The 12,820-nt window shown below is 58.8% G+C and carries 15 protein-coding genes; 10 read left to right on the top strand and 5 right to left on the bottom strand.

The window, feature by feature from the left end; all coding sequences use genetic code 11:
* Positions 1–15 precede the first annotated feature (15 nt).
* Complete coding sequence (locus NDN01_RS00290) at positions 16–1,158, top strand: DUF1624 domain-containing protein (RefSeq protein WP_443025180.1); 1,143 nt, start codon at positions 16–18, stop codon at positions 1,156–1,158.
* Between the two features lie 137 nt (positions 1,159–1,295).
* Positions 1,296–1,739, top strand: coding sequence for an RcnB family protein (locus NDN01_RS00285; RefSeq protein ID WP_272625148.1), 444 nt, complete (start codon positions 1,296–1,298; stop codon positions 1,737–1,739).
* A 47-nt stretch (positions 1,740–1,786) separates the two neighbouring features.
* Here NDN01_RS00285 and NDN01_RS00280 read toward each other — a convergent pair whose 3' ends face one another.
* Positions 1,787–3,145 carry a sensor histidine kinase gene (locus NDN01_RS00280; protein ID WP_272625147.1) on the bottom strand — a complete coding sequence of 453 codons (1,359 nt, stop codon included), beginning with the start codon at positions 3,143–3,145 and terminating at the stop codon, positions 1,787–1,789.
* Positions 3,142–3,858, bottom strand: coding sequence for a response regulator (locus tag NDN01_RS00275; protein WP_272625146.1), 717 nt, complete (start codon positions 3,856–3,858; stop codon positions 3,142–3,144). The genes NDN01_RS00280 and NDN01_RS00275 overlap by 4 nt, the downstream gene beginning before the upstream one ends.
* Positions 3,859–4,029: 171 nt before the next feature.
* Here NDN01_RS00275 and NDN01_RS00270 point away from each other — a divergent pair, with 171 nt between their 5' ends.
* The 8 genes from NDN01_RS00270 to NDN01_RS00235 all read left to right on the top strand — a co-directional run bounded on the left by NDN01_RS00270 (position 4,030) and on the right by NDN01_RS00235 (position 10,940).
* Positions 4,030–4,515 carry a hypothetical protein gene (locus NDN01_RS00270; RefSeq protein WP_272625145.1) on the top strand — a complete coding sequence of 162 codons (486 nt, stop codon included), beginning with the start codon at positions 4,030–4,032 and terminating at the stop codon, positions 4,513–4,515.
* Positions 4,516–4,582: 67 nt separating this feature from the next.
* Complete coding sequence (locus tag NDN01_RS00265) at positions 4,583–5,008, top strand: EF-hand domain-containing protein (RefSeq protein WP_272625144.1); 426 nt, start codon at positions 4,583–4,585, stop codon at positions 5,006–5,008.
* A 92-nt stretch (positions 5,009–5,100) separates the two neighbouring features.
* Positions 5,101–5,658: a sterol desaturase family protein gene (locus NDN01_RS00260; RefSeq protein ID WP_272625143.1), complete on the top strand. Its 558-nt coding sequence runs from the start codon at positions 5,101–5,103 to the stop codon at positions 5,656–5,658.
* Positions 5,655–6,599, top strand: a complete 945-nt coding sequence (locus NDN01_RS00255; RefSeq protein WP_272625142.1) for an alpha/beta hydrolase family protein — start codon at positions 5,655–5,657, stop codon at positions 6,597–6,599. The genes NDN01_RS00260 and NDN01_RS00255 overlap by 4 nt, the downstream gene beginning before the upstream one ends.
* A 324-nt stretch (positions 6,600–6,923) precedes the next feature.
* Complete coding sequence (locus NDN01_RS00250) at positions 6,924–7,340, top strand: hypothetical protein (RefSeq protein WP_272625141.1); 417 nt, start codon at positions 6,924–6,926, stop codon at positions 7,338–7,340.
* A gap of 292 nt (positions 7,341–7,632) precedes the next feature.
* Positions 7,633–8,796 (top strand): alpha/beta fold hydrolase, encoded by a 1,164-nt coding sequence (locus tag NDN01_RS00245; protein ID WP_272625140.1) that lies wholly within the window; start codon positions 7,633–7,635, stop codon positions 8,794–8,796.
* Positions 8,797–9,271: 475 nt separating this feature from the next.
* Positions 9,272–10,486, top strand: coding sequence for a chloramphenicol/florfenicol efflux MFS transporter FloR (gene floR, locus NDN01_RS00240; RefSeq protein WP_272625139.1), 1,215 nt, complete (start codon positions 9,272–9,274; stop codon positions 10,484–10,486).
* Between the two features lie 28 nt (positions 10,487–10,514).
* Positions 10,515–10,940 carry a LysR family transcriptional regulator gene (locus NDN01_RS00235; protein ID WP_272625138.1) on the top strand — a complete coding sequence of 142 codons (426 nt, stop codon included), beginning with the start codon at positions 10,515–10,517 and terminating at the stop codon, positions 10,938–10,940.
* Positions 10,941–11,659: 719 nt separating this feature from the next.
* Here the strand turns inward: NDN01_RS00235 and NDN01_RS00230 are convergent.
* The 3 genes from NDN01_RS00230 to NDN01_RS00220 form a co-directional block, all read right to left on the bottom strand.
* Complete coding sequence (locus NDN01_RS00230; protein WP_272625137.1) at positions 11,660–12,046, bottom strand: hypothetical protein; 387 nt, start codon at positions 12,044–12,046, stop codon at positions 11,660–11,662.
* A 106-nt stretch (positions 12,047–12,152) separates the two neighbouring features.
* Positions 12,153–12,542 (bottom strand): cupin domain-containing protein, encoded by a 390-nt coding sequence (locus NDN01_RS00225; protein ID WP_272625136.1) that lies wholly within the window; start codon positions 12,540–12,542, stop codon positions 12,153–12,155.
* Positions 12,543–12,568: 26 nt separating this feature from the next.
* Positions 12,569–12,808 carry an Rdx family protein gene (locus NDN01_RS00220; RefSeq protein WP_272625135.1) on the bottom strand — a complete coding sequence of 80 codons (240 nt, stop codon included), beginning with the start codon at positions 12,806–12,808 and terminating at the stop codon, positions 12,569–12,571.
* Positions 12,809–12,820 lie beyond the last annotated feature (12 nt).

Below are 12,820 nucleotides of genomic sequence, written 5' to 3'. Positions count from 1 at the left end.
CTGCGTGGAGCAGCAATGATCGTTATGACGCTCGATCACGTTCGTGACCTTATCCATCACAGCGCCATGACCGGTTTACCGACAGATCTGTCTACCACCACGCCGCTGCTATTTTTTTCCAGGTGGATTACACATTTCTGCGCACCCACCTTTGCTCTTTGTGCAGGTATTAGTGCATCGCTTTCGCTCCAGAGAAGCGGATCGCGCGCTGCATTATCGCGTCATCTATTGGCGCGCGGGGCTTGGTTGATGTTCCTAGAAGTAACACTGATGCGCTTAATCTATGGTTTCAATTGGTCCGCCGAATATCCTATCCTCCTTCTTGTTCTTTGGTCGTTTGGGTTGGGCATGGTCGCGCTGGCGGCGTTCATATGGATACCTCGTCTTCTTCTAGGCGTGCTCGCTGCCACGATCGTCGCCCTGCATCCAATGTTAGAGATGGTAGCGCCGGCGTCCTCCGGAATTTGGGCGGGACTTTGGACGATTATTCATCAGGCCGGCGTAGTGCGGGTGGGGCAGATAACGTTGATTGCACCCTATCCGATGATTCCTTGGGCGGCAGTGATGGCCTTGGGCTTTGCCATCGGCCCCCTGTTTGCCGGCGACAAGCAACAGCGGGTGCGATGGCTGACGATCGGCGGCGTGACGGCCCTTTCAGGTTTGGCGGCGCTGCGCTTGCCAAATCTTTTCGGTGATCCAGTTCCCTGGACCAATCAGAATGACCCGATGCTAACGTTGTTGTCGCTGCTCAACCTAACCAAGTATCCGGCATCTCCACAATTTCTGCTACTGACTTTGGGAGTGGCAGCGCTGCTGCTTGCTTGGCTTGATAATCAACTACGCTACGGGCGAATTTACCAGGTGGTCGCGACGTTCGGGCGCACCCCGCTATTTTATTACGTGCTCCATTTTTTAGCGGCGCATATCATCGCGACCGCCTGGGCTTTCATTATCTACGGCGCTGCGGCCTCAACCTTCATCTTCCTGCCCTATCCTTCTATTGGCGGTCCCGCAGGGCTCTTTCCCAAAGACTTCGGTCACTCGCTGTGGGCGGTCTATATGGTTTGGATTATTGTACTCACGGTGTGCTATCCGGTGTGTCGCCGATACGCTCGTGCACGATCCGAGCGGCAACAATGGTGGCTCAGTTACTTATGAACGATAAAGCTTGAACGCACATTGCTGGACATTTGTGACAGGCGAAGCCGCTCAGCAAGAGTTACAAAAACTTACGTTCGCACATGCGCGAGTTGCGTACCCCACAAACAATGCGGCGCCATTTTGGAGTACTGCATATGCTTATCAAGAAGCTCTTTAACCGACATACTAGCGCAGCATTGGTAGTCGCGTTGCTATCGCCGACGCTTTTTTTCATGCCTGCCGCCTACTCCCATGCACAGGTCTACCGTCCTGTGCCTCGCGTGGTGCTGGTCGACCGCACCCGCCTTGGCTGGTGGCGCGGTCACCCTGATTTCATTGGCTACCATGGCCCCCGTCGTAGGCATTATTTCGCGCCGGGCTATGGCTATTACTTACCTCCACGTGGGGTGTACGGTCTCCGTTGGGTGGCGGGTGTCGCTCTCCCTGTGCCAATGCGCCAATATGTTGTTGTCGATCCACTGATCTACGGGTTGCGCCGCCCCGCACCGGGCTATCGCTGGTATTATGCCGGCGATCGGATCGTGCTTGCCGCAGTTGCGACCGGCATCATCGTTGAGTCCGTGCTTGCAGGTTGGTAGGTTGATCTGCCACCAGGCAGAGGAGTAGGCTCACCGGCTCCTCTGTTTTATTGCACTGCTTGATCCGCAGCAAGCGGATAGCGTAAGATGACGCGCAGCCCACTTGGCGAGGCCTGCTCGAACAGCACTTCGGCTTGGTCACGCGCCGCAAGCGCCCGCACGATCGCCAGCCCCAAACCAGCACCCCCGGTTTCCCGGCTGCGGGATGGGTCAAAGCGCTGGAACGGCGCTCCAAGCTCGGACAGAGCCTCCATTGGGATCCCGGGGCCATCGTCCTCGACGGCAATGTCGACGCCCTCCCTCCCGGCATGAACCGTTATTTTTACCCGCGACCCATGGCGAACTCCATTGGTAATCAGGTTGTCGAGAATTCGACGAAGCGCAAGTGGGGTCGCCACGATCCAAAGATCGTCAGAAACAGATTGCAGTTCGACAATATCGCCAAGTTCGAGATGTGCATCGACGATCTCGCCCAGAACCTCGGCGAGTGGCACCGGCTCGGTCTCCGCTGGCGGGGCCGTGTCACGATCGGCAAGGAACAACGTATCGTTCACCAGCGAGGTCATCTCGTCGAGGTCGCGGACCGCTCGATCCCGGTGCTCCGTATCATTGATGAACTCCGCGCGAAGTCTGAGCCGCGTAAGGTAGGTGCGCAGGTCGTGCGCGATCGCCCCGAGCACTCGGGTGCGCTCAGCGATCAGCATCCGAAGATGCGACTTCATGTCATTGAACGCGACCGCCAGATCGCGGATTTCACTTGGCCCTTGCACCGGTAGATCTGGCGCGTTCAAGTCGGCAGCGAACCGTCTCACGCCTCCTGAAAGCGCGCCGAGAGGGCGCGTCGTCTGACGTACTGCAAGCATTAATGCGATCAGCAAGGCGAGACCGCCTAATCCAGCGACCATTGCACGCCGTTGCTGATATGCGCGCAACTCGTCAGAGAGCACGCTCCTAATGACGAGAATGCTGCCGTCCCTAAGTCCAATCGTGACCTGTACCGGCGCGAGGAAGCGCACCAGCCGCGCATCGCTGCCGATCCATCGACTCAGCCCGGGGCGTCGACCTTCTACATGGATTGGCCGACCTGGTGCTGCAGCACGATAGCTTTCGGCGACCTCATCGAGCTTCATCGAAGTTTGCGCGCCCGCGGATGCATTTGCCAGCCGAAGTGAGTAGAGTGCGCCGCCATCCAGCGCATCGACCAGAACCAAACGTTGATCGGGAGGTGTACGCTCGACCGCATTGGCAAGGGCGGCGGCCTGTTCAGGCAGCGGCAGGCCCAAGTATCTGCCTTCCGTTTTGGCGGGCGTTGGGAAAGCCGACGAGGCAATCAGCGCCTGGATCAGGATGAAGCCCCCCAGCATGATGGCCGCAAGGCGCAGCGAAAGGTTGGAGCCGATGGTCATGCACGATCTACGGGTAAGGTGAACTGGTAGCCGCCGCCTCGAACGGTCTTGATGATCGCCCTGCCGCCTGGGGCATGGGCGAGCTTGCGACGAAGTCGACCGAGCTGAACGTCTATTGCCCGGTCGAATGGGCCCGCACTTCGCCCCCTTGTCCAGTCGAGCAGCTGATCGCGGTTGAGCACCCGCTGCGGATGGGTGACGAAGCAGTGGAGCAGGTCGAACTCGCCGGCTGTCAATTCGACATCGCCGCCATCGGGAGACGCGACGGCGCGCATCCCAACATCCAGCCGCCAGCCGCCAAAGCCATAACGCTCATTTGGAATTTGAGGACTTACGCGGTGCTGCCCGCGCGTTCGTCGCAGGATGGCTCGCACCCGCGCGAGCAGTTCGCGCGGGTTGAACGGCTTGGGAAGATAGTCGTCGGCGCCGATCTCCAGGCCCACGATCCGGTCGACATCATCGCCTTTGGCGGTGACCATCAGCACTGGGATGTTTCCTGATGTCTGGAGCCGCCGGCACAGTGAAAAGCCATCCTCGCCCGGCAACATCACATCGAGCACCGCCAAATCGATGCGCCGGCGCTCATTGAGGTGATCGAACTCGCGGGTGGTCATGCAGCCAACCGCGTCAAATCCCTCGCGATTCAGCAGGTCGACGACGAGCGCACGAATTTCCCGATCGTCTTCGACGACGGCAATGCAACTGTTTTCCATGATAAAAAAATAGCGCGGCTGAGCCGCTGAATGAAGCGTAATGATTCAGAGTTACACTTTGTTACCCTTCGTCACCTCGCGGTCGCAGCAGGCTTACAACATCGCTCCATAAGCGCTTTGAGCGATGGTGAACAATCGACATCGCGAGTACCGACCACAAGGAGTGACCAGATGTACAAACATGTTCTGAGCCTGGCAGCGCTCGCTGTCGGGCTGGTAGTGGCCACGTCGCCCGCCGACGCCCAGGCGCGCCGCGGTCATGTGGTCGCGGGCCGCGGAGCCGCAGGCCATGGGTTCGCGCAATGGCGCTCGGCGTCGCGAGACCCGGGGTCGGCGACCGTCCGTCGCGGCCTGCAAACCTCCAATGGTCATGGGTATCGCCACGAGCGCAGCCGCGACTATGGACAAGGCCACTATTCGGCGGACCGTAGCACCCAGTTCAACAACGGCAGAGGCGCAACCACCGGCCGCGACGCGAATTGGGGAGACGGCGGCTTCAACGGTAGCCGCACGACCACCCTCAACAACGGCAATAGCTTTGGCCGCAACACCAGCGCAGTCAAAAACGCCGACGGGACTGCGAGCTATTCGACCACCCTAACCGGCCCTAGGGGCGGCAGCCGGACAGTCAGCGGCACAGTCCCGCGTCATCGGTAACTTGTCGCCCCAACGGCGGCCGCGCCATCGCCCCGGCGCGGCCGCACCCCCTTTTGAGGTTAGTCCAGTGAAGAAGTCCCTGATCTTTATAGCAGCGCTCATCGCAACGAGCCCCGCCCACGCCCAGATGAAGCGGGACGTCGGCGCCATCTTCGATAATGCCGATGTCAATGCTGACGGTGTGATCACTCGCGCCGAGTTCCAGCAAGCTCGCGCCGCTCGTTTCGACAAAGCCGACCGGAACCGGGACGGTGCGGTCGGCCGTGACGATTTCAAACGGCTGGCTCGACTCCGGCCGGGTGCGGTCGAGCGGCTCAATGCCCTGATTTCTGAGGCTGATGTAAACGGCGACGGGCGGGTCACGCGCGATGAGATGGCAAACGCGCCTATGCCAATGTTCGATCGCGCCGACACCAATCAAGACGGCAGAATCGATCAGGCCGAAATCGCTGCCTTTAAGGCTAAGGCCGCCGAGTTTCGGCAGCAGCGCTGAGGGTGGAGTTCGCGCGCTCACCTCTCTGGCTCGCTACCATGCTCTGCTGGTGCTGACGGAATTAGCCTGGAGGCTGACGAGCAGGCGCGGCTATGACGGCCGTGCCGCGCTCACAACGCTCGGCCTGGTGTTGGGCAACACATTCGGTCCATCATTCCGCCGAACAGATGACGCTGCTGGCGTCGCTGCGGCTCGGCTGGACAAGTCTCTTCTCGGCCGGGTGGCTCATCTATATTCCGCTGGTGCTGCTGGGGCTGCCTCCTTTCGTGTTGGTCACACTGCTCATGCTTAATCTGCGCTATCAGTTTTTCTTGCACACTGAGGCTGTCGGACGACGCGGTCCGCTCGAATGGATTTTCAACACACCGGCGCACCATCGGCTGCACCATGCGTCGAACAATGCGTATATCGATCGGAACTATTGGGGTGTGCTAATCCTCTTCGATCGGTTGTTCGGTACGCTCGCGATCGAACGTCTAGACGTAGCTATCTGCTATGGCCTCTCGCAGCGGCGGCCGGCCCAAAATCGTGTCCGTCTGGCGTTCCGGGAATGGGTCGGCATCTTCGCCGAAGTATTCGCCGTGCGCACGGCCGGAGGGATCGCACGCGCGTTGTTCTCGCCGCCGGGCATTCTGAGAGATCCGAGATGAACACTTTGCTTGGCGCGATACTGGTCGTAGCAAGTTTCATTGGGTTCTCCGCCGCGTCACCGGATCCAATCGCCTCACCGGCGCAAGTACGCGTCTGTGAGGCGCAATTGCGCGACGTCGCACGGAATCGCATCATACCGCTCCGCATCCGTATGCCGACAGGAGCCGGAAAGGTGCCACTGATCCTGTTCAGCCATGGTCTCGGCGGCAATCTCGACGCCGGCACGCTTTGGGCGGAGGCCTGGACTGCGGACGGCAACGCCGTGATTCACCTTCAGCATGCCGGGAGCGACAGCGGGATCATCGGTGGCGGCGGACTTCGTCGCGCGATGTCGATCGGTCAGTTGCGCGCTCGTGCACTCGACGTGACGTTCGTGATCGATGAGATCGGTCGGCACCCACATCAGGGTGCCTGCGATCTCACGCGGATCGATCTGAACCGGATTGGCATGTCGGGTCACAGCTTCGGCGCTCAGACTACGCTCGCCGTTGCCGGCCAGGTTTATCCTCTGGCAGACGTGAAACTCGCCGATCCCCGTATCAAGGCGGGCGTCGCCTTGAGTCCGCAACAAGCGTTGGCCCAGCCCGACCACGTGGCCTTCGGCGGTATCACCATGCCGTTTTTGATCATCACCGGCACGGAGGATGTCCTGCCCTGGCTAACCGAGGTGACATCAAAGGACCGCGAGCGACCGTTCCGGGCCATGGCCCCGGGGGAAAAATACCTATTGGTTATGCAAGGTGGAAACCACCGGATGTTCGGCGGACAGGACAATATCCCATTGCCGGAGAGTACTCGCGTTCCCCACATACGGAGTGTGGTTGCCCGGTCGACGACCTTATTTTGGAGAGCAACCCTGCGCGATGATCATGCTGCCCTAGCCGAACTAGATCGATTCAACACCACGCTGCGCGAGGGTGACCGATGGGAGCGACGCTGAAGAAGCTAAGCGCTAGCGAGTTAGCGGCGTGAACCTCCCTTGTGGTAGAGCAGCCATCAGCTGTCGATCGTACCCCGAACGGAGCGCGAGCTCACGAGAGTTGGGCATCTATCGACAAGCAGTTCGCGACTTATGACTCGAAAGGCGGCGATGCCCCGTCCGGCGCATGGCGGCTATCGCCATCCTCATAACGCTCATCCGCGCGAATAATGTCATATTATGCGCGTAAATCGAGGGGAATTCACCCTGCGCATGGATATTTCATTCAAGGTTTAGCAGATCGCACGATCACGGATCGGTGAACCAAATTGAACGAGGTATTCAATGCAAATCTTCACCGCCATCGCCTCTATTGCGCGCTATGCACAGCGGGGTTCGGACACAGGATTAAATCTGCCGCCGCAAGCGAACACACACGCTTCTCCGTCCAACGGGGATGACTTTGCGCGGCAGGTTATGGTTGCTCTTCTCAATGCGCCGCAACAGCTACGAGAATCACCTTGGCGTCTCGCTAATCTCGATGCAGGTGAAGCACCCGCACAAATCGGTGGTCCGGAAAGCCGGCGGGCGTGGCCGAGCGCCGACGTGAATCCGGACGCCGTAAAATCGTGCGACCCTGACGAATTGGCAGACGATATCGTTTGCCGCCTCGGGAGAGGCGAAGCACTTTCTTTGCTCGACATTGAGCATGCTCTGGGCTTGATGCTGCCGTCTGCAGCCCGAGCGTTTTGGTCGAGATGAGGCGCTCAATCGAAGGTAGTTGGCGCGTCCTTAATCCTAACATGGCGCCAATGACCCCCGCGCAAATTTCAGATGCCCTGAAGTACTACCTCTTATAGCGTTGTAGGCTGCGACGCTCATGACGGAGCAATGCTTGCCCATATGTGCGACCAATCGATATTTGCTTCTATTTGCAGAACGGCAGTAATATTGATATTTGTGGAGCCCTTTCGCCCGATATTACAGGCGCATCCGATGCGACAGATACTGGCATACATAGTGCCGGTGAGCCCATTCTAAGAACAGGATGCGTATGAAAAAGACTACAAGTGCTATTATTGCGATCTTCACGTTTTCGGCCGCTATGCCAGCCATGTCGACACCTAGTTCGCAAGCGACCAGTCGTGCCGACGCAACCGCGGTTGTCCGAGAATTGCGCCGCATCGTAACTCCAAACGGAGTGGATCGATCTGAGCATCTGCGCATCGGAGGCATCGACCAATTCGTCTCAGTCCGTGGCCGCGATCGTCGCAACCCTATCCTGCTCGTTTTGCACGGCGGCCCCGGCTTTCCTGAAACGCCGCTGGCTTGGTGGAACACGCGCGACTTTGAGGAATACTTTACCGTTGTGCATTGGGACCAGCGCGGGTCGGGGAAGACATTCCTTATAAACGATGCCGAAGCGGTCGCGCCGACGATGCGGCCTGAACAATTCATCACCGATACTGAAGAGCTAGTGAGTTGGCTCCGCAATGAATTCGGGAGGGACAAGATATTCCTACTGGGTCATTCTTGGGGAAGTTATGTCGGTCTTCAATTCGCCAAAAGACGCCCAGAATGGTTACACGCCTATATCGGCGTGGGACAAGCCACAAATACTCCGGAAAGTGAGCGGCGCGGTTATGCCCTTACCTTGGCTGCCGCGCGGCGTGCGGGCAACGCCGAAGCTGTTTCACAGCTAGAGTCGATCGCTCCTTACGCGGTGCCGGGTCAATCCATACCGCTCGAAAAGATAGTCATTGAGCGGCGCTGGTCCGACCATTTTGGCGGAGTGATGGCCTATCGGGAGGGCCAGGTAAATGGCATCGCAAGCCGCCTCTCTCCAGACTATTCTGATGAGGACGCGGCTCATGTCTATGATGGCAACGGCTATTCTCAACAATATTTGCTCAGCGTGGTTCTAGGAATCGACCTCAGCGGAATCACCAGGCTGCAATGCCCGCTGATTTTGCTGGAGGGTCGACACGACCGCACCGTAAACTCGGACGTCGCGTACGAATGGTTCGACCGACTGCGAGCGCCGAGCAAGCATTTCGTATGGTTTGAACACTCCGGCCATGAGGTCATGAGCGAGGAGCCAGCGAAGGTGCTGGCGTCGCTGCTACGGTATGCTCGACCATTCGCTGAGCGATCCGGGGACGTAGCGCCGGAGGGTCTAGCATTTAGCGAAGCCGGCATGGGTCTGGGGCGGAAGTGATTACTTCCCGTCACTCAACAACCCGCCAACCCGGTCTGAATGCTAACGCTCACGACCGGGCGCGGCTTGCCCGTATTGTCCTTGCCACCCGAGACGTCCAGACTTCGCCGCGTTTAGAATTCCGACCTTTCCGTCTCTCTTGCCGGGTCGTATTCCATGCTCAGCGGCGAGAGCGTCAGCGGCAGGGTCGCAGGGAACGCTCAGGAATCCTGTGCCAAGTTCGCGATAGTGCGAAAGAAGGGGCTCCAACGCTGACGGCTCCCATTCCGCATTGCGAAGCGGGCAGCGCTTTAATATAAAGGCAGCATCCATTGTTCAATTTTTTTGGAACATCAGCCATGGGAAGCTCCAAGTCAGCAGACAAGTAAGCCGCAACAACCTGAATTGTTGTTGCGGCGCTCTGTAAGACCAATCCCATTTGATTGCTGACGAGCAGACGCCGCCCGGTATTCCCTAATCGAGCGGTTGATTTGTCATGACCACCACACGCCCCGCGTGGGCCTACACGCTGCCGGCAGCGCTCCTGCTAATGGCCCCCTTCGATATCCTCGCGTCACTAGCGATGGATATTTATCTCCCGGTTGTTCCAGCGATGCCCAGCATCCTGAACACCACGCCCGAAATGATCCAACTTACGTTGAGCCTCTACATGGTGATGCTCGGCGTGGGTCAAGTGATCTTTGGTCCTCTCTCGGATCGGATCGGTCGCCGGCCCGTGCTTCTTGCGGGTGCGATGTTCTTCATCGTTGCGTCGTTCGGTGCAGCCTGGTCCTCGACTGTTACAGCATTCGTCGCATTCCGAATCGTACAAGCCATTGGTGCGTCGGCAATGCTGGTTGCGATGTTTGCGACGGTGCGGGATGTCTATGGGAAACGGCCAGAAGGTGTCGTCATCTACGGCCTCTTGAGCTCGATGCTCGCATTCGTCCCCGCCCTTGGCCCCATCGCTGGAGCGTTGATCGGCGAGTTTTTCGGATGGCGGGCGATATTCATCACGCTGGCTGCACTGGCATTGCTTGCGCTTCTGAATGCCGGAATCAGGTGGCATGAAACCCGCCCGTTGGATGAAGCGAAGACGCGCCGGTCCATTTTGCCGATTTTCACGAGCCCGGCCTTCTGGGTTTACACGGTCGGCTTCAGCGCCGGTATGGGCACCTTCTTCGTCTTCTTCTCGACAGCCCCCCGTGTGCTCATAGGTCAAGCGGACTATTCCGAAATCGGCTTCAGCTTGGCCTTCGCCACCGTCGCGTTGGCCATGATCGTGACAACCCGTTTCGCGAAGTCCTTTGCCACCAGATGGGGCATCGCGGGATGCGTAGCGCGCGGGATGGCCCTGCTCGTTTGCGGAGCGGTCCTGTTGGGGATCGGCGAACTCTTCGGTTCGCCGTCATTCCTCAGCTTCATCGTGCCGATGTGGGTTATGGCGGTCGGCATTGTCTTTACAGTGTCCGTTACCGCCAATGGCGCGCTTGCACAGTTCGACGACATCGCTGGATCGGCAGTGGCGTTCTACTTCTGCATCCAAAGCCTGATCGTCAGCATAGTCGGCACATTGGCGGTAACGCTGTTGAACGGCGACACGGCATGGCCCGTGATCTGTTACGCGATGATGATGGCGGTGCTGGTATTGACGGGTCTGGTGCTGCTTCGATCCCGTGACGTTCCTGCCGAAAGGTCGCCAGTCGTCTGACCGGCGATTGGCAGGACGGCTGGCACCCATGCGGCGCACCCGCCATCGCGGCCTCGTGAATGGCGGTATCCTGTCCGGCAGGATACCGCTCATTTCCCTTGTTCAGTGCATTGCCGTCGCCGAATATCTGAACTTCCGTCACGCCGCGAATGCTCTCGGCGTAGCGCAATCCAGCGTCAGTGCGCGCATTAAGGCGCTGGAGGAAAACCTTGGCGTCCTCCTGTTCGAGCGTCACGCGCGCGGTGTTCGACTGACGGAAGCCGGCCGGCATTTCGTCGAGCGGGTGACGACTGGCATCGACCATCTCGACCACGCCGTCAGGACCGCTGGCATGGTGGCGCGCGGCGAGCACTGCAGTTTGCACATCGGCATTCATGAAGCCGTCGACAGGCGGATACGTCCCGGAACGCGACATCCCCGTTCCAGTCGCAATTCCAATCCGCCAACCCGCTAAGATTGTGGGCTACCTTTCTGGCTCGGCGCGGTGCGGTGCCGTTTTGGCGGGACACGTGGGACGGGTGGCCGCAAGCCATATCGTCTATGCGGCCCCGTCATACTCCGTGCCCATCACGACCGTCTATCACCCCGTCCTATCGCTTGGGCTTGAGTGGATGCGCGAAGCGGGGCGCGCGTTAAATGTAGCGTTGATCGGCGAAAGGAATGCAGAAGGGACCGTGTGAACGGGAACCGATTTCGCCTCGTCCTCAAACTCTGACGGTATCCTTTTTCACAGTTGAAACGCCACGAGCGCATGGCAGCAAACGCGGCGCGCTTGGAAACCTCTGAACTCACCCCTTGGCTTGCAATATTGTCGGATGTTGTAGGTGTGAACGGCACCAGGCTAGGGGTTGCACATGCGCCTCGTGCCATCGACGCACAGCAGCGCGGATGCGCCCGCTCACCCGATAGCGGAGACTGATCAACGGCGCGTCGCTCGCACAAATGGAACTATTGGACACTGGAAACTGGACACAGCAACGAAAGGCGCGCGCGGGAGGCAGCACACGCTAAGCACGGGGCGACACCTCTGCTTCCGCCGCCGCGATGCCCACCACTGTGATCGCTTGTTTGCTGCGAGTTAAAGCGACGCGCTGCGACCATCCCACACGATGTGGCTTCTAGACTTACCTACCTCACAAGGGGACATCGAAGAGATGGTTCCGTGCTGTCGCGTCATGGTAGCGTAGATATTGCCAATGCTCTCAGAGCAGCATTGCCCATCTCGTGTACTGCGTTGGTTGACGTGAGCATCTTTTCAGTTAAATCGCAGTATCCTTCCCGCGAACCACCGTTTCTGGTTGGCATGAATGAGATGTTGGAATTGTCTGAAGTCGAAACCTCTATGAGCTTCGCCATTCTGGCAAAAGCCGTATAGGACTTCAATCCCGCTTGAGACAGCAAGGGGCTCAGCAGGTTTCGTAGATTGCTAGGTTGGCGCATCCTCACTTGTGACGCCAGCAAGCATTGCTGAATCGCGGTGCCGAGGCTTTCGATTTCGCTATCCTTGACGGCGATAAATGGTGCGTGTGCTACTGAGATGCCTTGGTCAGTCTCTGACAAGCTGTGAGCGTAGCACATGCCATTTCGTAGATAAACTTGCGCATATCTGCATTGATTTTTGTCGTTCGTCTGTGTCGACATTTTGAACCCCGTGAGCGAACTACCGTTACGAGAGGCTATTCTGATACCAGCGCGACGCCAAATGGATGTCCAAGGTCTGCAACCGACCCGGCCCCAGATTCTCAAAGCGGTGCGGTACGCCCTTTGGTCCGAGGAGAACATCCCCGGCTTCGGCGTCAACAATGTCGTCGCCTACAAAGAAGCGCGCATGACCCTCGAGTACAACGAAGATCTCGTCGTATGGATGGACATGCAACGTCGGCCCCTGACCGATCACGTCATTACCGTAGGCCAGCACTGTGACACTGGTGCCCAGGGTGTCGCCGAATACACGCCCGCGCCAGGCACCATCAGTCATCGCGTCGAACAGCCTGAGCTTTGCAGCCCGCCGGCCATCCGGCGGCGCGCTTTCAGTGTCGAAGGGTTCGAACGTCATCGATATCTCCCTGATCGAGCAATGTACTACGCTTGGTTCACGGCTAGCCGCTCGGACACGACGCCCACGATCTCGGCAGCGTCGGGAAAGTGTTCGCGGGTGCGCTTTGCAACAATCGCGTTGTCTACGCGTACCTCGAAGATGCCTCCTCCTCCGGCGTGAATCTCTGCGTCAAGCCCAAGAGACTGCTTTAGGGCTTGGGCGACGCTGCGGGCGCGCTTCTCATAGCCGCATGGACGGCAGAAGGTGATGTCCACTTTGGTCATTTCGTGTTCCTT

Source organism: Sphingomonas sp. QA11 (assembly GCF_028473665.1).
Lineage (GTDB): Bacteria > Pseudomonadota > Alphaproteobacteria > Sphingomonadales > Sphingomonadaceae > Sphingomonas > Sphingomonas phytovorans.
The sequence above is the reverse complement of the archived record's forward strand: the minus strand, read 5'-3'. Positions and strand labels throughout refer to the sequence as shown.